20 protein-coding genes are annotated in these 20,077 nt (G+C 66.6%); 4 read left to right on the plus strand and 16 right to left on the minus strand.

What is annotated here, in order from left to right; translation table 11 throughout:
• The first annotated feature begins 51 nt into the window (after positions 1 to 51).
• Positions 52 to 1,317, plus strand: coding sequence for a CynX/NimT family MFS transporter (locus HG421_RS09380; protein WP_169706161.1), 1,266 nt, complete (start codon positions 52 to 54; stop codon positions 1,315 to 1,317).
• Here the strand turns inward: HG421_RS09380 and HG421_RS09385 are convergent.
• The 16 genes from HG421_RS09385 to HG421_RS09460 all read right to left on the minus strand — a co-directional run bounded on the left by HG421_RS09385 (position 1,298) and on the right by HG421_RS09460 (position 16,287).
• Positions 1,298 to 3,211: a CocE/NonD family hydrolase gene (locus tag HG421_RS09385; protein ID WP_169706162.1), complete on the minus strand. Its 1,914-nt coding sequence runs from the start codon at positions 3,209 to 3,211 to the stop codon at positions 1,298 to 1,300. The genes HG421_RS09380 and HG421_RS09385 overlap by 20 nt on opposite strands.
• A gap of 152 nt (positions 3,212 to 3,363) precedes the next feature.
• On the minus strand, positions 3,364 to 4,608 hold the full coding sequence (locus HG421_RS09390; RefSeq protein WP_169706163.1) for a glutamate-5-semialdehyde dehydrogenase: 1,245 nt from the start codon (positions 4,606 to 4,608) through the stop codon (positions 3,364 to 3,366).
• A gap of 160 nt (positions 4,609 to 4,768) precedes the next feature.
• The gene (gene proB, locus HG421_RS09395) at positions 4,769 to 5,926 is read right to left on the minus strand and encodes a glutamate 5-kinase (protein ID WP_169708144.1); all 1,158 of its coding nucleotides are present in this window, start codon (positions 5,924 to 5,926) and stop codon (positions 4,769 to 4,771) included.
• 11 nt (positions 5,927 to 5,937) lie between these two features.
• Positions 5,938 to 6,198 (minus strand): YciI family protein, encoded by a 261-nt coding sequence (locus HG421_RS09400; RefSeq protein ID WP_169706164.1) that lies wholly within the window; start codon positions 6,196 to 6,198, stop codon positions 5,938 to 5,940.
• 37 nt (positions 6,199 to 6,235) lie between these two features.
• Entirely contained in the window at positions 6,236 to 7,531 is a 1,296-nt protein-coding gene (locus HG421_RS09405; protein ID WP_169706165.1) for an argininosuccinate lyase, read from the minus strand.
• A 109-nt stretch (positions 7,532 to 7,640) separates the two neighbouring features.
• Positions 7,641 to 8,597 carry an N-acetyl-gamma-glutamyl-phosphate reductase gene (gene argC, locus HG421_RS09410; protein WP_169706166.1) on the minus strand — a complete coding sequence of 319 codons (957 nt, stop codon included), beginning with the start codon at positions 8,595 to 8,597 and terminating at the stop codon, positions 7,641 to 7,643.
• On the minus strand, positions 8,594 to 9,205 hold the full coding sequence (locus tag HG421_RS09415; RefSeq protein WP_169706167.1) for a GNAT family N-acetyltransferase: 612 nt from the start codon (positions 9,203 to 9,205) through the stop codon (positions 8,594 to 8,596). Before HG421_RS09415 ends, argC begins: the two co-directional genes overlap by 4 nt.
• Before the next feature lie 5 nt (positions 9,206 to 9,210).
• Complete coding sequence (locus tag HG421_RS09420; protein WP_169706168.1) at positions 9,211 to 10,554, minus strand: acetylglutamate kinase; 1,344 nt, start codon at positions 10,552 to 10,554, stop codon at positions 9,211 to 9,213.
• A 45-nt stretch (positions 10,555 to 10,599) separates the two neighbouring features.
• Positions 10,600 to 11,730 carry an acetylornithine deacetylase gene (locus tag HG421_RS09425; protein ID WP_169706169.1) on the minus strand — a complete coding sequence of 377 codons (1,131 nt, stop codon included), beginning with the start codon at positions 11,728 to 11,730 and terminating at the stop codon, positions 10,600 to 10,602.
• 149 nt (positions 11,731 to 11,879) lie between these two features.
• Positions 11,880 to 12,038 (minus strand): hypothetical protein, encoded by a 159-nt coding sequence (locus HG421_RS09430; RefSeq protein ID WP_169706170.1) that lies wholly within the window; start codon positions 12,036 to 12,038, stop codon positions 11,880 to 11,882.
• 139 nt (positions 12,039 to 12,177) lie between these two features.
• A complete protein-coding gene (locus HG421_RS09435; protein ID WP_168968108.1) occupies positions 12,178 to 12,336 on the minus strand; it encodes a hypothetical protein in 159 nt (52 codons plus the stop codon).
• A gap of 139 nt (positions 12,337 to 12,475) precedes the next feature.
• Positions 12,476 to 12,634 (minus strand): hypothetical protein, encoded by a 159-nt coding sequence (locus HG421_RS09440; RefSeq protein WP_168968108.1) that lies wholly within the window; start codon positions 12,632 to 12,634, stop codon positions 12,476 to 12,478.
• Between the two features lie 138 nt (positions 12,635 to 12,772).
• Positions 12,773 to 12,931 carry a hypothetical protein gene (locus tag HG421_RS09445; RefSeq protein WP_169706171.1) on the minus strand — a complete coding sequence of 53 codons (159 nt, stop codon included), beginning with the start codon at positions 12,929 to 12,931 and terminating at the stop codon, positions 12,773 to 12,775.
• 210 nt (positions 12,932 to 13,141) lie between these two features.
• Positions 13,142 to 14,377 carry an argininosuccinate synthase gene (locus HG421_RS09450; protein WP_169706172.1) on the minus strand — a complete coding sequence of 412 codons (1,236 nt, stop codon included), beginning with the start codon at positions 14,375 to 14,377 and terminating at the stop codon, positions 13,142 to 13,144.
• Between the two features lie 53 nt (positions 14,378 to 14,430).
• Positions 14,431 to 15,462, minus strand: coding sequence for an N-acetylornithine carbamoyltransferase (locus tag HG421_RS09455; protein WP_169706173.1), 1,032 nt, complete (start codon positions 15,460 to 15,462; stop codon positions 14,431 to 14,433).
• Between the two features lie 312 nt (positions 15,463 to 15,774).
• Positions 15,775 to 16,287, minus strand: a complete 513-nt coding sequence (locus HG421_RS09460) for a hypothetical protein (protein WP_169706174.1) — start codon at positions 16,285 to 16,287, stop codon at positions 15,775 to 15,777.
• Between the two features lie 154 nt (positions 16,288 to 16,441).
• Here HG421_RS09460 and cysS point away from each other — a divergent pair, with 154 nt between their 5' ends.
• From cysS to HG421_RS09475, 3 genes are all read left to right on the plus strand, one after another.
• Positions 16,442 to 17,857, plus strand: coding sequence for a cysteine--tRNA ligase (cysS, locus tag HG421_RS09465; RefSeq protein WP_169706175.1), 1,416 nt, complete (start codon positions 16,442 to 16,444; stop codon positions 17,855 to 17,857).
• Positions 17,858 to 18,307: 450 nt separating this feature from the next.
• Complete coding sequence (locus HG421_RS09470; protein WP_169706176.1) at positions 18,308 to 18,745, plus strand: SufE family protein; 438 nt, start codon at positions 18,308 to 18,310, stop codon at positions 18,743 to 18,745.
• Positions 18,742 to 19,992 (plus strand): MFS transporter, encoded by a 1,251-nt coding sequence (locus HG421_RS09475; protein ID WP_169706177.1) that lies wholly within the window; start codon positions 18,742 to 18,744, stop codon positions 19,990 to 19,992. The genes HG421_RS09470 and HG421_RS09475 overlap by 4 nt, the downstream gene beginning before the upstream one ends.
• Positions 19,993 to 20,077: the final 85 nt, after the last annotated feature.

Genomic DNA, 20,077 nt, shown 5'->3' on the forward strand with positions numbered 1-20,077 from the left:
TGTGCTTTCAGGCGCCGCTGCACGGATGTGTACGGTGCGGATGGTCCTTGCATGTCTGTTGTCACTGCCACCTTCTCACCGTCCGCCCAGTTGCGTGGTCGCGGCCTGGTGCTGGCTGCCATCCTGCTTTCTGCATTCAACCTGCGCACCGCGGTGACCTCGCTGACGCCGCTGCTGGAACGCATCGCCGATGAGTACGCCTTCGGTGCGCCGACCATGGGCGCGCTGGGCATGTTGCCCACTGCTGCGTTTGCCGTGACCGGCGGCGCCACGCCTGCGGTCCTGCGCCGCCTCGGACTATTGCGTACCGCGTTGCTGTCGATGGCCTTGGCCACGGCCGGGCTGGTGCTGCGCCCGCTGCTGCCGGGCACCGGTGGACTGCTGTCAGGCTCGCTGGTGGCGCTGGCCGGCATGGGCATGGGCAATGTGGTGCTGCCGCCGCTGGTGAAGCGCTATTTCGGCGAACGCGTGGGCCGGGTCAGCACGCTCTACATCACCGTGTTGCAGGTGGGCACCCTGCTGCCGGCGTTGCTGGCGGTCCCGGTGGCCGATGCGTTGGGCTGGCGCAGCTCGATGGTGGTGTGGGTGTTGCCGGCGTTGCTGGCGCTGGCCGCCTGGGCGCTGGTGCACACCCGCTCGGGGCGCCTACGTGCCACCGGCCCGGCGCCGGTCACCCCGACCCCCGAAGCCGAAGGCCGGGTCGCACGCACCGCACTGGGCTGGAGCATGGCGGTGACCTTCGGCATGACCTCGCTGGTGACCTATTCGATGTTCACCTGGCTGCCCACGCTGCTGCGCGAGGCCGGTGCCTCGCCCGCGTTCGGCGGCACCATGGTTGCGCTGTTTTCGGCCCTGGGCATGGCCGGCGCGTTGACCATGCCGGCGCTGGCGGTGCGCATGCGCAACCCGTTCCCGATCGTGCTGGCGTGCGCGGCCTGCCATCTGCTCGCATTCGCAGGTTTGTGGTGGGCACCGCTGGCGGCACCGGTGCTGTGGGTCACCCTGCTTGGGCTGGGGCCGAGTACCTTCCCGCTGGCACTGGTGCTGGTGAACCAACGCAGCCGCACCGCCGCCGGCTCGGCCGCACTGTCCGGGTTCTCGCAAGGCATGGGGTATGCGATGAGCTGCCTGGGGCCGTTCCTGTTCGGCTGGCTGCATGCGCACCGCGGCGGCTGGACGGCGCCGTTCGTGTTCCTGGTGATCTGCATCCTGATCCAGCTGGTGGCGGCCTGGGTAGCCTGCCGCCCACGGTTGCTGGAAGACAGCTGGGCGCCGCCGGCACGCGGCGCCCGTGCGGTCAGCGCACCGGCAGAGTGATGTAGCTGGGCTGCTCGGGCGTCACGTAGATGCGCTGGGTGGCCTTCTGGTAGTCGCCCGGCTTGGCGAAGAAGATGTTAGGCACGTAGGTCTGCGGGTTGCGGTCGTAGAGCGGAAACAGGCTGGATTGCACCTGCACCATCACCCGGTGGCCGGGCTGGAAGGTGTGGTTGGCGGTGGGCAGGCCGAACTCGAACGCCAGCGGTTGATTGGCCGCCAGCGGCTTGGGCGCACTGAAACTCTCGCGATACCGCCCGCGGAAGATCGCCAGCGACACCGGCAGTTCATAGCCGCCCATCTTCGGGCTGGACGCCATCTCATCCGGGTACACATCGATCAGCTTGACCACCCAGTCGCTGTCGCTGCCGCTGGTGGAGGCCTGCAGATGCACCTGCGGCGCGCCGGCAATCTGCAGCGGCGCGGTCAGCGGCTCGGTGACGAAGGTCAGCACATCCGGGCGCCCGTCCACGAACCGCTGGTCGTGCACCAGCCAGGTGGTCCACATGCTGCGGTCGCCAAAATCCACCGGGCGCGGTACGAACGGCACCGGCTTGGCCGGATCAGAAACGTATTGTTCGTAATCAGCCTTGCCAGCAGCCGGCGACTGGAACGACAGCGTGCCGCCGGCCTGCAGATACAGCGGCTTGCTCGCCGACGCACAGCCCTTGGCGCAACTGCGCGGCCAGGACTGCAGGCGATCCCAGCGGTTCTCGCCGGTGTCGTAGATGAACACCGGCGGCGTGCTCGCCTTGGGCGCGCCATCGACCAGGTATTGGTCGAAGAACGGGCGCAAGACATCGCGGCGAAACTGACGCGCGGTGTCGCCCTCGAAGTTCAACGCGCCCAGGGAGCTGCCATCGTAGTTCACCTGGCTATGCCGCCACGGGCCCATCACCAGATAGTTGAGCGTGTTGCCTTTGTCGCGCGGCTCCATCGCCGCATAGCTGTGGATCGCGCCCCACATGTCTTCCTGGTCCCACAGCCCCTGCAGCCACATCGTGGGCACCTTCAGCGGCGTGCGCGCCATCACCTTGTCCAGCGCCTGCTCCTGCCAGAACGCATCGTAGGCGGCGTGTTCGGTGAGCTTGTGCCACCACGGCAACTGCTCCAGGCCGGCGGCCTTGGCGAAGTCGCCGGCCGAGCCGGCACGCAGGAAGTTGCTGTAGTCGTCATGGCCTTGCCGCGCAATGGCGGCCCCCTTGCCACGCTTGCTGAGCTGGCCGGTGAAGTAGTCGAAGTTGACCTGGCGGAAGGCGCCGTAGTTGAACCAGTCGTCGCCCATCCAGCCATCGATCATCGGGCTTTCCGGCGCCGCCACCTTCAACGCCGGATGCGGGTTGGTCAGCGCCATCACCACGGTGAAGCCTTCGTAGGACGAGCCGATCATGCCGACTTTGCCGTTGGATTCGGCAACGTTCTTGACCAGCCAGTCGATGGTGTCCCAGGCATCGGTGGCATGGTCCACCTCGCTGGGATTGAGCGCGCCACGCAGCGGGCGGGTCATCACGTAATCGCCCTCGGAGCCGTACTTGCCGCGCACGTCCTGGAACACGCGGATGTAGCCGCCTTCAACGAAGACGTCGTCGCCGGGCGGCAGCAGGTCCTTCATATGCGGCGAGGCCAGGCGCTCGCTACGGCCACTGGCGTCGTAGGGCGTGCGCGTCAACACCATCGGTGCATGGCGTGCGCCCTTGGGCAGCACGATCACGGTATGCAGCTTCACCCCATCGCGCATCGGGATCATCACCTCGCGCTTGATGTAGTCGTTGCCCGCGTCGGGCGCCACGAAGGGCTTGCCGGTGATGTCCGGCGTCATCGCCGAGGTTTGCGCCAGCGCGTCGCCGGTGGCGGCGGCAATGGCAGTGGCGAGCAGGCAGGCGGCAAGACGGCGCATCGACAAACTCCGGATAGCACGGGGGCAACTGCCGACTGTGGCAGCGGCCGGGCTGCCGGGGGAGTGTCAAAGGTCGTGGTTGCGGCGTGCAGCGGCCTGATTGCCTTGACGCTCCGGCTGACGGCCCGGCTGCGCCGACGCCGCTGACGGCGTCAGTGCCGCACCTGCCCCTCGCCACGCACCACGAAACGCTCCACGGTGAGTGCCTCCAGGCCCATCGGCCCATACGAATGCAGGCGCGTGGTGGAAATGCCGATCTCCGCGCCCAGGCCGAGTTCACCACCATCGGAAAACCGCGAGGAGGCATTGACCATCACCACGGCCGAGCGCAGCGACTGTACGAACCGGTTGGCGTTGGCGGCGTCCTGGGTGGCGATGACTTCGGTGTGGTCCGAGCCGTGCTGGCGGATGTGCGCCAGCGCCGTGTCCAGGTCCGGCACCACGCGGATGGCCAGGATCAGGTCCAGAAATTCGGCGGCGTAATCGTCTTCGGTGGCGAGCGCAATCTCCGGCAGCACTGCGCGTGTTGCTGCATCGCCACGCAGCTCGACGTTGCGCGCGCGCAACGCGGAGGCGGCGGCAGGCAGGAAGCGCTCGGCGATCTCTGCGTGCACCAGCAGGGTTTCCAGCGCGTTGCAGGCCGACGGGCGGCTTGCCTTGCCATCGACCAGCAGGCGCACCGCCAGCTCCAGGTCGGCCGAGGCGTCCACGAACAGATGACAGACGCCCTTGTAGTGCTTGATCACCGGCACGCGCGCGTGTTCGGCAACGAAGCGGATCAGGCCCTCGCCGCCGCGCGGGATCGCCAGGTCGACGATGTCGGTCAGCTGCAGCAGCTCCAGCATGGTCTCGCGGCGCAGATCCTGCACCAGCGTCAAGGCCGCTTCGGGGACATCGGCCGCGCGCAACGCACGCTGCAAGGCCTGTGCGATCGCGGTGTTGGAATGGATCGCTTCCGAACCACCCCGCAGGATCACGCCGTTGCCGGCCTTGATGCACAGCGCCGCCGCATCGGCAGTCACATTGGGGCGCGCTTCGTAGATCATCGCGATCACGCCCAGCGGCACGCGCACCTTCTGCACGCGGATGCCGTTGGGGCGGATGTCGTCGCGGGTGACCTGGCCGACCGGATCGGGCAGTTGCGCCACCTCACGCAGCGCGGCAGCGATGCCGGCCAGGCGGGTGTCGTCCAGCGCCAGCCGATCGAGCATGGCCGAGCCGGTGCCCTTGGCGCGGGCGGCCTCGAGATCGCGCGCGTTTGCGGCAAGGATCGATGCCGCATCGGTTTCCAGCGCGGCAGCCATCGCCTCGAGCAGATCCTGCTTGGCCTGCGCGGAAAGTTGCGAAAGCACCTGTGCGGCATCACGGCATTGCAGGGCGAGGGATTTGATGGTCATTGGGGGGCCGGGATTTGGGATTCGGGAGTGGGGATTGGCAAAAGCGGACAACACCGCTCTATCACCATAACGGAATCATTGGCTGGGACACGGAGGCAATGTTCGAGAAACGCGACGCGCATGCGTTTGCAAATCCCCAATCCCCAATCCTCAATCCCGGCTACAACAGCACCAAGTCATCGCGGTGCACCACGTTCTCGCCGTAGCTATAGCCCAGAACGTTCTCAATCTCGCGCGAATGGCGGCCGGCGATGCGACGGATGTCCAGCGCCGAGTACTGGCTGACCCCGCGCGCCAGACAGCGTTCCCCGCCGGCATCGCGCAGGCGGATCTCCACCATGTCGCCGCGACGGAAATCGCCTTGCGCACCGGCCACGCCGCCCGGCAGCAGCGAGGCGCCCTTGTCGCTGAGTGCGGTGGCCGCACCCGCATCGATCAGGATCGCGCCGGCTTCCACCGGTGCGTGCCGCAGCCAGTACTTGCGTGCGGCGATGCGCGTGCGCGCGGCGTGGATGCGGGTGCCGCGCAGGCGATCCTGTGCCAGGGCGCGCACCACCTCGCCACTGCGTCCATTGAACAGATAGGTTTCGATACCGGCCGCGCCGGCCTTGGCGGCGGCCTCCAGCTTGGTGCGCATGCCGCCGGTGCCCACGCTGCTGCCACTGCCGCCGGCCATCGCCAATACCTCGGGCGTGAGGTCGGGCACTTCGTCGAGCGCGCGCGCCAGCGGGTTGCTACGCGGGTCGGCGCTGTACAGCCCATCGATGTCGGTCGCGATGAACAAGGCATCGGCATCGACCAGCGCAGCGACGATCGCGGCCAGGTTGTCGTTATCGCCCAGCTTGAGCTCGTCCACCGACACGGTGTCGTTCTCGTTGATCACCGGCAACGCGCCCAACCGCAGCAGCTCGCCCAGGGTGGCGCGCGCATTGAGGTAGCGGCGGCGGTTGCGCAGGTCGTCGTGGGTGAGCAAGACCTGCGCCACCGGGCGCTCGAAAAAACGCTGCCACAGTGCGATCAGTTGCGCCTGCCCGAGCGCGGCCAACGCCTGCCGTGCGGCGATCGGGGCACCGATCTCGGCGGCCTTCGGCAGGATGGCGCGGCCGGCGGCCACCGCGCCGGAAGACACGATCACCAGTTCGCGCCCGGCGGCCAGATTGGCCGAGACGAACTGCGCCAGCCCCAGCGCAAAGCGCGGCGACAGGCCGCCGCCATCGGCGGCGAGCAGGCTGCTGCCGACCTTGAGCACTGCACGTCGCCATGGCGGCAGCGCTTGCTCGATAAACGGGGACACAGCATCCGCAGCCGGCAGGGTCATGGGCGTGGCCTTTAGCGAATGGTCCATTCGTACACGCTCAGCTCCGAGGCCTGCAGGGTCGCCAATGGATCGCTGGCAACGATGGCTTGCGCCTGCGCCAGGCTGTCCACGTTGCACAGCACATAGGCACCGCCGCTGCCATCGGTGAACCCGCCGGTGAGATGCAGCCTGCCCTGTGCGCGCAGTGCATCGAGGAAGTCGCGATGCGGTTGGATGGCGGCATCGTCGAAGCTGGGAAGGCGCATGGCCAGGACCAGATAGAGCGTGGTCATTGCACGAATTCCTCAACGTCAGCAGCGATCCATGCGCTCATCGAAGCGCCTGCCAGCGGGCCCGCAACACATCCAGCTGCAGGTCCGCCGCCGCACCGGGCGAAACGCGCGCCGCCAGGCTACCTTCCGGCGTGCGCCCCTGCCCTGCAGTGTCCGAGGCTTCGGCGGCCGCCTTGTAGGCATCGCGGAACGGCACCCCGGCCACGGCGGCTTCCACCGCCACATCGGTGGCGTACATGCCGGAATCGATCGCTGCCTGCAGCTTGTCCGGGCGCCATTCCAGGTTTGCCAGCAGCGCCGGCAGCAGTTCCAGCGCGGCCAGGCCGCGGCCGAAACCGTGCACGATGGCGCCCTTGCTGCTCTGCAGATCGCGGTGATAACCGGACGGCAGCGACAGCAGTTGTTCGATCTCGGTACGTGCCGCCGCCACGCTGGCGTGGGTGGCGCGCATCAATTCGATGACATCGGGGTTGCGCTTGTTGGGCATGATCGAACTGCCGGTGGTGTACTGCGCCGGCAATGCAACGAAGGCGAACTCGCCGCTGGTGAACAACGAAAGGTCCCAGGCGATGCGCCGCAGATCCAGCGTTGCGCTGCCAAGCGCCTCGAGCGCGGCCAGCTCGTACTTGCCCCGCGAGAGCTGCGCATAGATCGGCGAGACCTGCAGCCGCGCGAAGCCCAACGCCGCCGTGGTGTGCGCGCGGTCTAGCGGCAGATTGACGCCGTAACCGGCCGCGGTACCGAGCGGATTGCTGTCCACCAGCTGCAAGGTGGCGTTGGCGCGCGCCGCGTTGTCGATGAAGGCCTCGGCCCAGCCGGCCCACCACATCCCCGCCGAAGACACCACCGCCCGCTGGATGTGCGTGTAACCGGGCACCGGCAACGCCGCCTCGGCCTGGGCACGGTCCAGCGCCACCTTCGCAATCTCGCCACTGAGCTCGGCCACGCGCTGCAACTTGTCCTTCAACCACAACCGCGTGGCCACCAGGATCTGGTCGTTGCGGCTGCGCCCGGTATGGATCTTGCGGCCGGCATCGCCCAGGCGCTCGGTCAGGCGTGCCTCGATGGCCGAATGGCAATCTTCGTACTGCTCGTCCAGCACGAAGGCACCGCTGCGGAAATCGTCGGCCAACACCTCCAGCTCGCGCTTTAGACCGGCCAGCTCGTCGGCGCCAAGGATGCCGATGTGCTGCAGGCCTTGCGCATGCGCCGTGCTGGCAGCGATGTCGTACAGGAAGAACTCGCGATCCAGGATCACGTCGTCGCCGGCCAGGAAGGCCTGGATCTTGGCGTCCACCGCCACACCGGGTTTTTGCCACAACAGATTGGTCATTGGGGGTCCTTTTTGCGGGACCGGGGACCCGGGACCGGGGACCCGGGAAAGCAGGAGCTTCTGCCCTTGCTCTCCCCGGTCCCCGGTCCCCGGTCCCCGGTCCCGAACATCACACTGGAATCGAGGTCAATTCGTCCCAGCCATACGCCAGGTTGAGATTCTGCATTGCCTGCGTCGCCGCGCCCTTGAGCAGGTTGTCCAGCGTCGCCACCACCACCACCCGCTTGTTGCCGGGCGCCAGGGTGATGCCACCGATCTGCACGCCGTGCCGGCCGGCGATGCGGCTGACCCAGGGCGCTTCGTCCACCAGCTCGATCAGCGGCTCATCGGCGTAGCGCTGCGCGTAGCGCGCCTGCAGCTGCTCGCGCGTCAGCGGCTGCTGCAGCCAGGCATTGACGGTCATGGTGATACCACGGAAATGCGGCGCCACATGCGGCATGAATTCCACCGGCACGCCGAGCTGCGCGGCCACTTCGCGCTCGTGCATGTGGTTGGTCAGCGCATACGGCATCAGGTTGTCGGCGAGCAGCTCGGGGTTGTTCTTGTCCGAGGGCGTGGTGCCGGCGCCGGAATACCCGGACACGCCGAAGCACTGCGGCGGGCCGGCCAGCTGATCCAGCAGCGGTGCGATCACCAACTGCATGGCAGTGGCATAGCACCCCGGGTTGCTGATGCGCCGTTGCCCGGCATACCGCGTACGGGTGAGTTCGGGCAAGCCGTAATACCAGGCCGGATCGAAGCGATAGTCGGCGGACAGATCGATCAGCAGCGTCTGCGGCCTGGCCGCATCGATCGCGGCCACGAACGGTTCGGCCTTGCCATTGGGCAGTGCCAGAATCACCACGTCGGCCGCCTTGGCGGCCACCGCGTCGGCGTCCAGACTTTCGAACCGCAGATCGCCGCGATAGCCGTCGTTGTGGTCGGCCACCGCCTGCCCGGCCAGTTCGCGCGAGGACACGAAGACCAGCTGTAGATGCGGATGCGCCGCCACCAGCGTGATCAATTCCGAACCGGTATGCCCGCGGGCGCCGACAATGCCGATGGTGGTGGTTGCTTGAACACTCATGCGTTTGCTTCCAGGCGGAACTGCAGGTGGCGTTTGACCGCGGCCCATTCCGTATCGATGATGGAGAACACCACGGTATCGCGCGGCGTGCCGTCGGCGTGGCGAGTGTGATTGCGCAGCACCCCGTCCTGCTTTGCACCAAGCCGCGCAATGGCCGCGCGCGAGGGATGGTTGAACCAGCTGGTTTCGAACACCACGCTCAGGCACTCCAGCGTTTCGAAGGCATGCTGCAGCAGCATCAGCTTGGTTTCGGTGTTGACGCCGCTGCGCTGCACACGCGGGGCGTACCAGGTGTAGCCGATCGACAGCCGCGGCACCGCCGTATCCAGCCCGTAGTAGCGGGTGCAGCCGACGATCTCGCCTGCCGCATTGCGCACCACGAAGGGCAGCATCCTGCCTTCGGCCTGCGCCGCCAACGCGGCGGCCAGGTAGTCGTCCAGCTGCGCCGGTGCCGGCACCCCGGTGTACCACAGCCGCGACAACGCACCGTCTTCCAGCGCGACACGCAGGCCGTCGACGTGCGCGGCCTGCAAGGGCTCCAGCGTCGCATGCTGCCCGCGCAGGGTGGGCAGCTCGCGCCACAGCAAGGGCAATTGGCTCCAGGTCATCGCACTCAGCCCAGCAAGGTCGGCTGACGGGTGGCGCAATGCGCCACGCAGTGCTGGATCTGCGCGAAACTCTCCAGCCCGTACCAGAACACCTTCCACTTTTCCTGCTTGATGCAGCCGTCGGATTCGGCGTAGTAGAAGATGTTGACCTGGTTGTTGTGCCGCGAGCGCCAGAACAGTTGCGGGGTTTGTTCGCGCATCACGTTCCACACCGCACGCCCCAGACCTTCGCCCTGCGCATCGTCGAGCACGGCGAACTTGTCCAGATAGGTCAGCCGGCGCTCCCCGAACTCACCTTCGTCGGTGAGGATCACCGCCGCGCGATAGTTCTCGCTGACGTAGGCACGCAGTAGCGTGGTGTTGGAAAAATAGTCCGGCACCAGGGTGCGGCCGAAGCTGGATTCGATCAGCGATCTGAGCCGCGGCAGATCCAGTTCGTCCCAGGACGTGGCGCGCAGCACGCGCTCGCCCCGCCGGACCAGCGTGCCGGAGCCCTTGTGGGTGAACAGTTCCTTGGCCAGATCCGCCGGCCGGGTGATCGACACCGACGACTCCAGCGGCAGCCGGTCGAGCAGGTCCTTGATCTGTTCGATCTTCACCCGCATGCCGCCGTTGATCCACGGCTGCTGCATCAGGTGGTCGTACTCGGTGGACAGGTTGATCGAATCGATCAGCTTGCCATCGGCATCCAGCAGCCCGCCGGTGCCGGTGAGGAAGATGATCTTGTACGGCTGCAGCTCCTGCACCAGCTCGTTGGCGGCAAAGTCTGCGTTGACGTTGAGGATCTGCCCGCTGGGCGTTTCGCCCAGGCTGGTGATCACCGGGATCGAGCCGGCCTGCAGGCTGGCTTCGATCGGTGCCAGATTCACCGCCTTGACCTCACCGACCAGGCCATAGGTGTCGCGGTCCAGGTACTGCGCTTCGAACACGCCGCCGGTGATGGAGGTGGCGCGCGCGCCGTTCTGCTGCAGCGCCTCCACCAGCTTGAGGTTGGATGCCTGGAACACCTTGCGCACGATCGCCAGCGCTTCGGGCGAGGTCACCCGCAAGCCGTTGACGGTCTGCTTTTCGATGCCGGCAGCCGACAGTTCGGCGTCCAGCTGCGGGCCCGCGCCGTGCAGCACGATCGGGGTCAGCCCCACTTCCTGCAGGAACGACAGCGACGAGGTCAGTGCCTCCAGATCGTCGCGCAACACCGCGCCGCCGACCTTGACCACCGCAAAGCGTTTGGCGTCGAGCTGCGAAAACCGCTTGAGGTACTGGCTGATTTCCTTCGCGCTGGCCATGCTCGAAAGCAGGCGCACGATGGTCTGGCGGGTCTGTTTGTGGGGCTGTGCTGGGAGGGACATTGCCGTGATCGAAAGAGGAAGGAAGCGCCAGGCGCAAGGGGTGGTTTAGCGGGAACCGTTGATGATGCGATGGACCGATTCGGTGTAACGCTGCAGCTGTTCCAGCGTCACGAACTCATCGGCGGTGTGCGCCTGGGCGATGTCGCCCGGGCCGTAGACCAGCGCCGTATAGCCGCCGGCCGAGAACAGCGAGGCCTCGGTCCAGAAATCCACGGCGTTGCCGATCGGCAGATCCAGCGCGTCGGCCACATCGCGCGCGGCCAGGCGGCGTTCTTCGGCACGCGCAATGTCGCCGGACGGCAGGCTCGGGCCGCGAAAGGTCTCTTCGAAATGCGCTGCCGCAGGATCGGCAAAACCGGCGAAGGTCGCCAGCAGGCCATCCACATCCATCGACGGCAGCGGTCGAAACCCGAAGCGCAGCTCGGCCGCCGGCGCGATCATGTTGGCCTTGATGCCGCCATCGACGCGGCCGATGTTGAAGCGCAGGCCGGTCAGGCCGCCGAAGCGTGCATGCGCCAGCGCCTGGACATGATCCAGCGCCTTGCCACCCCAGCGCATCGCCTGATGCAGCGCGCTCGCTGAAGGGTCCTGCTTGCCCGACGCATGCCCTGCGCGGCCGGCAAAACGCATCAGCACCGAGCTGATGCCGCGATGCGCCAGCACCGCCTCGCTCATGGTCGGCTCGGCCACCAGCACCGCTTCATATGCCGGGACCCGGGACCCGGGACCCGGGACCGCGGGATGGGCGGCCAGGAATGCAGCGATACAGCGCGGATCGTTGGCTTCCTCATCGGACGAAAACAGGAAGGCGGCATCGCCATCGCCGGCATTGGCTGCGGCGATCAACGCCGCAGCCGCGCCTTTGATGTCGCACACGCCCAGGCCGACCACGCGGTCGTCGAGCCGACGCATCACGTGCGGATCGGCGCTCCAATGCGGCGAATCCGGCACCGTGTCCAGGTGTACGTTGAACAGATACTTTGGAGTTCCACGGACCGCATACAGGCTCACCGCCCCGGCACCGTGGTCGATCACCTCGACCTGGAAACCAGGCAACTGCGCGCGCAGGTAATCGAAGATGCCACCTTCGGCGGCGATCGCACGCGGCGGGTTGCGGGTATCGAAGGCCACCAGCGTTTCCAGGTGGGTCAGCGTATTGTCGAGCAGTGTCGTCATTGATCGCGTCTGGTTGCGTCGGGCGGCGTGGTGGCGCCTCCCTGGATGGACATGGTGCTTCTACGTTCATGCAGTCCTTCCCCCGCCTGCGGGGGAAGGTGCCCGAAGGGCGGATGGGGGCAGCTGGGGGCAGCGCCACAGCCTCGCCCTCATCCGGCGCTACGCGCCACCTTCTCCCGCACGCGGGAGAAGAAATCTGCGCGCAGGCGTGCAGCATCAAGCCACCCCGTGGCACGCGGCCGATTGCGGGTATCGAAGGACACCAGCGTTTCCAGGTGGGTCAGCGTATTGTCGAGCAGTGTCGTCATTGATCGCGTCTGGTTGCGTCGGGCGGCGTGGTGGCGCCTCCCTGGATGGACATGGTGCTTCTACGTTCATGCAGTCCTTCTCCCGCCTGCGGGGGAAGGTGCCCGAAGGGCGGATGGGGGCAGCGCCACAGCCTCGCCCTCATCCGGCGCTACGCGCCACCTTCTCCCGCACGCGGGAGAAGAAATCTGCGCGCAGGCGTGCAGCATCAAGCCACCCCATGGCACGCGGCGGGTTGCGGGTATCGAAGGCCACCAGCGTTTCCAGGTGGGTCAGCGTATTGTCGAGCAGTGTCGTCATTGATCGCGTCTGGTTGCGTCGGGCGGCGTGGTGGCGCCTCCCTGGATGGACATGGTGCTTCTACGTTCATGCAGTCCTTCCCCCGCCTGCGGGGGAAGGTGCCCGAAGGGCGGATGGGGGCAGTAGCACAGCCTCGCCCTCATCCGGCGCTACGCGCCACCTTCTCCCGCACGCGGGAGAAGAAATCTGCGCGCAGGCGTGCAGCATCAAGCCACCCCATGGCACGCGGCGGGTTGCGGGTATCGAAGGCCACCAGCGTTTCCAGGTGGGTCAGCGTATTGTCGAGCAGTGTCGTCATTGATCGCGTCTGGTTGCGTCGAACAGCGTTTGGCGTGTCGCCCCATGGAAATAGTGCTTCTAAGTTCGTGCAGCCCTTCCCCCGCCTGCGGGGGAAGGTGCCCGAAGGGCGGATGGGGGCAGCGCCACAGCCTCGCCCTCATCGGGCGCTACGCGCCACCTTCGCCCGCACGCGGGAGAAGCAATCTGCGCGCAGGCGTGCAGCATCAAGCCACCCCGTGGCACGCGGCCGATTGCGGGTATCGAAGGACACCAGCGTTTCCAGGTGGGTCAGCGTATTGTCGAGCAGTGTCGTCATTGATCGCGTCTGGTTGCGTCGAACAGCGTTTGGCGTGTCGCCCCATGGAAATAGTGCTTCTAAGTTCGTGCAGCCCTTCCCCCGCCTGCGGGGGAAGGTGCCCGAAGGGCGGATGGGGGCAGTACCACAACCTCGCCCTCATCCGGCGCTACGCGCCACCTTCGCCCGCACGCGGGAGAAGCGATCTGCGCGCAGCACCGAATGCCGTGGTCAGCGATTCACCTGCGCGTACAGCGTGGAACTCATGCCGAACAACTTGATGAAGCCTTCGGCCTCTTCCACGCCCCAATCCGCCGACTGCGCGTAGGTCGCGCCCTTGGTGTTGAGCAGATGCGGCGAACGCACCGCCACCGCATCGACGCGGCCACCGCGCGTTTCCAGCACCACTTCGCCATTGACCTTGGACTGCGACGACTTCAGGAATGCCTCGATGTCGGTCTTGAGCGGGTCGTGGTAGAAACCTTCGTACACCAGCTCCACCCACTTGCGCGCCACGTCCGGCTTGAAGCGATTCTGCTGCTTGGTCAGCACCGCATCTTCCAGCGCACGGTGCGCGGTGAGCAGCGAAATCAGGCCCGGCGCTTCGAACACGATGCGGCCCTTCAAGCCGATCACGGTGTCGCCGGTGTACACGCCGCGGCCCACGCCGTACTGCGCGAACAAGCTGTTGAGCTTGGCCAGGATCTTGGCGCCCGGCAGCGGCTCGCCGTCCAGTTCCACCGCTTCGCCTTCGACAAACTTCAGCGTCACCGTCAGCGCTTCGGTCGGCCACGCGCTGCGCGGCGCGCACCAGCCACGCGCACCCTCGCCCGGGGCTTCCCACCGATCGATCTCGCCGCCGGACATGGTCAGTCCCAGCAGGTTCTCGTTGATGGTGTAGGCCTGCTGCTTGGCACGCACGCCGAAGCCGCGCTCTTCCAGATACTTCTGCTCGTAGGCGCGGGTCTGGGTGTGCTCCTTCTGGATTTCGCGGATCGGCGCGACGATCTGGTAGTCGCCCAGCGCCTTCACCGCCAGGTCGAAACGCACCTGGTCGTTGCCCATGCCGGTGCAGCCGTGCGCGATGATGCGCGTGCCCAGTTCTTCGGCGCGCTTGAGCGCGGCATCGACGATCAGGTAGCGGTCCGACACCAGCAACGGGTACTGGCCCTGGTAGCCCTCGCCCGCCCACACGAACGGCTTGACGAAGCCTTCCCAGATCGCCGGGCCGCCATCGACGGTGACATGGCTGGCCGCGCCCAGTTCGGCGGCGCGCTTCTCGATGAACTCACGTTCTTCGGCATCCACGCCGCCGGTATCGGCAAACACCGTGTGCACCGCGTAGCCACGTTCCTGCAGATACGGAATGCAGAAGCTGGTGTCCAGACCACCGGAGAACGCCAGGACGATGTCTTTGGTGCCGGGAGTGGAGATTGGGGATTCGGGATTGGTGGAAGCAGCGCTCATCAATGTTCCTTAGTACGTAAAGGTGGGGGCCAAGGTGTTGCTGTTGCGATTCTCTAATCCCGATTCCCGATTCCCGCTTGCGAAGCAAGCGCAGCCATGATCGCCTTCTGCACATGCAGGCGATTCTCCGCCTCATCGATGGCGATGCAGTTGGGCGAATCCATCACCGCATCGGTGGCCTTGACGTTGCGACGCAGTGGCAGGCAATGCGAGAACACGCCGTTATTGGTCAGCGCCATCTTGCGCTCGTCGACGATGAAGTGCTGGTACTGGTCGCGGATCGGCTTTTCCGGCTCCCAGTTGCCGAAGAACGGCAACGCGCCCCAGCTCTTGGCATACACCACATCGGCGCCGGCGTAGGCGCTGTCGATATCGTGGCTCACCTGCAGCGAGCCACCGCTTTCGGCCACGTTCTGCGCCGCCCAGCCCATGTAGCGCTCGTCCAGGACGTAGTCCGGCGTCGGGCACAGCAAGGTCACGTCCATGCCCATGCGCGTGGCAATGGTCAGCGCGGAATTGGCCACCGCAGTGTTGAGCGGCTTGGGGTGGTAGGTCCAGGTCAGCACGTACTTCTTGCCGCGCAGATCGCTGGTACCGAAGTGTTCCTGCAGCGCCAGCGCATGCGCCAGCTCCTGGCACGGGTGGGTGATCGTCTCCATGTTGATCACCGGCACCGGCGAATACTTGGCGAAGCTCTTGAGCACCTGGTCCTCGCGGTCCTTGGACCAGTCGACGAACTTCGGGAACGCACGCACGCCGATCAGGTCCACATAGCGCCCCAGCACGCGCGCCACTTCGGCGATGTGCTCTTCGGTATCGCCATCCATCACCGTGCCCAGGTTGAACTCGATCGGCCACGCATCCTTGCCCGGCTGCAGCACCACCGCATGCCCACCCAGCTGGAAGGCACCCAGTTCGAAGCTGGTGCGGGTGCGCATGGACGGGTTGAAGAACACCAGCGCGATCGACTTGCCCTTCAGCTCGCTTCCCAGCTTGTTGCGTTTGAACAGCGCGGCCTGGGTCAACAGCGCGTCCAGTTCGGCGCGGCTCCAGTCCTGGGTGTTCAAGAAGTGCTTCAGTGACATCGATCGATCCTTTGCTGCGTGCTTCTGCTGCGTGGTCCGTCAGGAGCGACGGGGTGCGCGACATGCGCGTTTCTTGCGGTTGAAACTTTCGTGACGCCAAAACGAAAAAACCCAGCCTGCGGGCTGGGTTTTCAACGTCGGAACAGCAAAACGCCCCGGCTCACCCAGCGAACATGTGGGATTCCGGTCGGCGGGCACGCGAGGTCATGCCGGAGGCCATCCGGGCGGCGCTGGTGTCGTGCTGAAAGGCGTTTGCTTGCATAGGGCGCGAATCCTCGCATGCATGCGGGAACGGCGCAACCGCCGCGCGGCTCAGCGCGGCGGCGCGACGATGGCGTCGGGGATGTAGGGGGTCACCGAGACGCGGATCCGCAGCCGGTTGCCCGGGTCCTCCGGCAACCGCGAGCGATATTTGGTGCCCTTGTAGACGTAGTCCACGTCGAAGGCGATCGGCCGGCGGAACTCGCGCGGCACTTCCACCACCTTGCAGTTGCGGCGCGTGCTGATCGGCGGCACCGCCGCCGGCGCGGCCGGCTCGGGGCGACGCGAGAACATTTCCTTGACCGAATCCATCATGCGGTTGATGCGCCCCTCGTCCTCGGCCGGCGCCACCGCAACCTGGGCGGCCTGCTCGGCCTCGCACTGCTCCTCGATGCGGGTGGCGCGCAAGGTCTGGTACACCGGCTCCACGTTCAATACCTGGGCGTAGTCGAGCTTGACGTTCTCGATCACGACGACCCGGTTTTTCACCTCGGGATCTGCGGCATGTGCCGGCATCACCTGCCAGGCCAGCACGCACAGCACGGAGAACGGGAGAAGTCGCATCAGGAGCAAGATGGCCAGGCCAGGCAATACGTTAGTGTATGGAGCTTGGATGGTTCCGGGCTGAACGCAGCCCATCCGGTTGCCGGGCAGCCAACCGGTTCGCCGCACTGCCGCGACCGGCTAGAATCGCGAGGTTGCCCCTTTCAAGATGCCGATGAGCCTGCGCCTGCACAACAACCTGACGCGGCGGGTCGAACCGTTCGCGCCGCTCGATCCCGCCAGCCCCACCCTGTACGTGTGCGGCCCCACCGTCTACAACTACGCGCATATCGGCAACGCACGCGGCCCGGTGGTGTTCGATGTACTGGCCGCGCTGCTGCGCCGCCGCTATGGCGCCCTGCGCTACGCGCGCAACATCACCGACGTGGACGACAAGATCAACGCCGCCGCGCAGGCGCAAGGCGTGCCGATCTCCGTCATCACCGACCGTTTCGCCGCGATCTATCGCCAGGACATGGCCGCGCTCGGTGTGGTGCCGCCGGACATCGAACCGGAAGCCACCGCGCACATCCCGCAGATCGTGGCGATGATCGAGCAGCTGATCGCGAGCGGACATGCCTACGCCGCCGAAGGCCATGTGCTGTTCGCGGTGGCCAGCTTCGATGGCTACGGCAAGCTGTCGCGGCGCGATCCGGACGAGATGCTGGCCGGCGCCCGCGTGGACGTGGCGCCGTACAAGCGCGACCCCGGCGACTTCGTGCTGTGGAAACCGTCCAGCGACGAGCTGCCCGGCTGGGAGTCGCCGTGGGGCCGTGGCCGCCCCGGCTGGCATATCGAATGCTCGGCGATGGCCGCGGCCCATCTGGGCCCCACCATCGACATCCATGCCGGCGGTGTGGACCTGCAGTTTCCGCACCACGAAAACGAAATCGCGCAGAGCGAGTGCGCCCACGGCGGCGCCACCTTCGCACGGTTCTGGCTGCACAACGGCATGCTCAATTTCAGCGGCGCCAAGATGAGCAAGTCGCTGGGCAACATCGAAACCGTGCACGACCTGATTGCCAGGCATCCGCCCGAAGCGCTGCGCTGCGCGCTGTTGAGCGCGCATTATCGGCAGCCGCTGGATTGGTCGGATGCGTTGATCGAGGATCAGATCAAGCGCCTGGATGGCTTGTACGGTACCTTGCGCCGGCTTGCTGGCGTCCGAGCGGAACCGGCAATTCCCGCGCAGATCGAAGAGGCGCTCAACGACGATCTCAATACACCGCTGGCGTTAGCGGTGCTCGCCAAGTTAGCCAGAGAGGCCAATCGCGCTTTGCTTGAGATGGCGCCGCCGGGCGGCCCCGATCCTGCGGATGCCGGCACGCGGGGCGACGCCGTACGTCGGGCCAAGGCCGAATTGCTCGGCGCCGGTCTGGCCTTGGGCCTACTCCAGCAAGACCCGGCCGCCTGGTTCTCGCGCGGCACCGACGCCGGCGACGATGCGCGCATCACTGCGCTGGTCGAAGAGCGCAGCGCCGCGAAGAAGGCCAAGGATTTCGCCCGTGCCGATGCCATCCGCAAGCAACTCGCCGACGAGGGCATCGTCCTGGAAGACACCCCGCAAGGCGTACGCTGGAAACGCGCCTGACCGTTCCTTCTCCCGCCGGGACATTGTCCCCCTTCATGGGGGAGAAGGTGGCGCGTAGCGCCGGATGAGGGTGCGGGCGAAGCCACGTGCACTAGACCACGAGGCTTCGCCCCTACCCTCACCCCAACCCCTCTCCCGGCGGGAGAGGGGCAATTCCCGAGTTCAATACTCTACTCATCCCCTGAACCGCACTTGCACACCTCCACGTCAAAAGCGCATGACATACCCTTCTCCCGTCGGGACATTGTCCCCCTTCATGGGGGAGAAGGTGGCGCGCAGCGCCGGATGAGGGTACGAGCGCAGCCACGTGCACCTTTTTGAGATGGACGAAGCCGTTCGCATCGAATTCCCGCGAGGCTTCGCCCCTACCCTCACCCCAACCCCTCTCCCGGCGGGAGAGGGGCTCTGACCGAACGCCCCTGGATTTTTGCGAACGATTCTGGAACTTTGATGACCAACTCCCCCTTCCCGCTCGAACCCACTGCCACCGAGGCGCAGGCCGCCATTGCCGAGGAGTTCTCCTTCTTCGGCGATTGGTCCGAGCGCTACCAGTACCTGATCGACCTGGGTCGCAAGCTGCCCGCCTTCCCGGAGCAGTGGAAGACCGAAGAGCATCGCCTGCACGGCTGCCAGTCGATGGTGTGGATCGTGCCCGAGGGCAGCGCCGAGCGGCTGGACTTCCACGCCGTCAGCGATTCGGCGATCGTCTCCGGGCTGATCTATCTGGCGCTGCGGGTGTATTCCGGGCGTAGCGCGCAGGAAATCCTGGCGACCGAGCCGGACTACATCGCCGGCATCGGCCTGGCCAAGCACCTGTCGCCGACCCGCAGCAATGGCGTGGCCGCGATGCTGGCCTTCATCCGCGACACCGCACGCGCGCAACAGTGAGCGCGCCCGCACCCTCGCCCGCCGATTCGCTGCGCACGCTGTTTGCGCATCCCGGCTTCGGCCTGGTCCTGCTGTATCGCGTCGCGGCGATGCTGTCCTACCAGATCGTGGCGGTCACGGTCGGCTGGCATATCTACGAAATCACCCGCAACCCGCTGTCGCTGGGCCTGATCGGGCTGGCGGAAATCCTGCCGTTCTTCTGCATCGCGCCGTTTGCCGGCTACCTGGTCGATCACCTGCCACGGCGGCGGCTCGGCATGGTGGCGGTGCTGGGCCTGGTCGGCACCGCACTGCTGTTGCTGGCGATCGCGCATGGATGGCTGCCGGCGCAGGGCGTGTGGCCGATCTATGCGGCCATCGCGCTGACCGGGGCGGCACGCTCGTTCCTGTCGCCGGTCTATAACGCCCTGTTCGCCCGTGCACTCCCGCGCGAAGCGTTCGCACGCGGCGCCAGCATCGGCAGCGTCACCTTCCAGGCCGGCATGGTGATCGGCCCTGCGCTGGGCGGGGTGCTGGTCGGCTGGGGCGGCAAGGGGCTGGCCTATGGCGTGGCCGCCAGCGTGGCACTGGTGGCGATCCTGGCGCTGGCGCTGTTGCGCGTGGAAGAACCGATCAACGACGGCGCACGTGCGCCGATCTTCCGCAGCATCGCCGAAGGCGCACAGTTCGTGCTGTCCAACCAGATCATGCTCGGCGCGATGGCGCTGGACATGTTTTCGGTGCTGCTGGGCGGCGCGGTGTCGATGCTGCCGGCCTTCATCCACGACATCCTGCACTACGGACCGGAAGGCCTGGGCATCCTGCGCGGCGCGCCGGCACTGGGCTCGATCGTGGTGGGCGTCTGGCTGGCGCGACACCCGCTGCAACGCAATGCCGGACGCGTGCTGATGCTGTCGGTGGCCGGCTTCGGGCTGTGCACCATCGCCTTTGGCCTATCGCGCCACTTCTGGCTGTCGGCGGCCATCCTGCTGGTGTACGGCATGTGCGATGGCGTCTCGGTGGTGGTGCGGCAGACCATCCTGCAACTGGCCACGCCGGATGCGATGCGCGGGCGGGTGTCGTCGATCAACGGCATCTTCATCGGCTCGTCCAACGAACTGGGTGCCTTCTACGACGGGGTGATGGCGCGCCTGGTGGGGCTGGTACCGGCCGTGGTCATCGGCGGCTGCGTCACCCTGGGCGTGGTGGCGACCACCGCCTGGAAGGCGCCGCGCCTGCGCAAGCTGGACCTGCGCGAGCTGCAGTAGGCAATGCGCACCGGCCGCGCGCCGCCGGTGCCGCCCCGGTGGCTCGATGCGAATGTGTTACGCCTGAGACGACGCGTGCGCTTTG

Origin of the sequence: Xanthomonas campestris pv. badrii, assembly GCF_012848175.1 — a bacterium.
Lineage (GTDB): Bacteria > Pseudomonadota > Gammaproteobacteria > Xanthomonadales > Xanthomonadaceae > Xanthomonas > Xanthomonas campestris_C.

Coding starts and splice junctions, on each gene's coding strand:
- HG421_RS09390 (WP_169706163.1), bottom strand. CDS start 4,608: ATGACCATCAAATCCCTCGCCCTGCAATGCCGTGATGCCGCACAGGTG.
- HG421_RS09440 (WP_168968108.1), bottom strand. CDS start 12,634: ATGACGACACTGCTCGACAATACGCTGACCCACCTGGAAACGCTGGTG.
- HG421_RS09470 (WP_169706176.1), top strand. CDS start 18,308: ATGACCAACTCCCCCTTCCCGCTCGAACCCACTGCCACCGAGGCGCAG.
- HG421_RS09455 (WP_169706173.1), bottom strand. CDS start 15,462: ATGTCACTGAAGCACTTCTTGAACACCCAGGACTGGAGCCGCGCCGAA.
- cysS (WP_169706175.1), top strand. CDS start 16,442: ATGAGCCTGCGCCTGCACAACAACCTGACGCGGCGGGTCGAACCGTTC.
- HG421_RS09430 (WP_169706170.1), bottom strand. CDS start 12,038: ATGACGACACTGCTCGACAATACGCTGACCCACCTGGAAACGCTGGTG.
- HG421_RS09450 (WP_169706172.1), bottom strand. CDS start 14,377: ATGAGCGCTGCTTCCACCAATCCCGAATCCCCAATCTCCACTCCCGGC.
- HG421_RS09460 (WP_169706174.1), bottom strand. CDS start 16,287: ATGCGACTTCTCCCGTTCTCCGTGCTGTGCGTGCTGGCCTGGCAGGTG.
- HG421_RS09405 (WP_169706165.1), bottom strand. CDS start 7,531: ATGACCAATCTGTTGTGGCAAAAACCCGGTGTGGCGGTGGACGCCAAG.
- HG421_RS09400 (WP_169706164.1), bottom strand. CDS start 6,198: ATGACCACGCTCTATCTGGTCCTGGCCATGCGCCTTCCCAGCTTCGAC.
- HG421_RS09380 (WP_169706161.1), top strand. CDS start 52: ATGTCTGTTGTCACTGCCACCTTCTCACCGTCCGCCCAGTTGCGTGGT.
- HG421_RS09415 (WP_169706167.1), bottom strand. CDS start 9,205: ATGACCTGGAGCCAATTGCCCTTGCTGTGGCGCGAGCTGCCCACCCTG.
- proB (WP_169708144.1), bottom strand. CDS start 5,926: ATGACCCTGCCGGCTGCGGATGCTGTGTCCCCGTTTATCGAGCAAGCG.
- argC (WP_169706166.1), bottom strand. CDS start 8,597: ATGAGTGTTCAAGCAACCACCACCATCGGCATTGTCGGCGCCCGCGGG.
- HG421_RS09435 (WP_168968108.1), bottom strand. CDS start 12,336: ATGACGACACTGCTCGACAATACGCTGACCCACCTGGAAACGCTGGTG.
- HG421_RS09445 (WP_169706171.1), bottom strand. CDS start 12,931: ATGACGACACTGCTCGACAATACGCTGACCCACCTGGAAACGCTGGTG.
- HG421_RS09420 (WP_169706168.1), bottom strand. CDS start 10,554: ATGTCCCTCCCAGCACAGCCCCACAAACAGACCCGCCAGACCATCGTG.
- HG421_RS09385 (WP_169706162.1), bottom strand. CDS start 3,211: ATGCGCCGTCTTGCCGCCTGCCTGCTCGCCACTGCCATTGCCGCCGCC.
- HG421_RS09425 (WP_169706169.1), bottom strand. CDS start 11,730: ATGACGACACTGCTCGACAATACGCTGACCCACCTGGAAACGCTGGTG.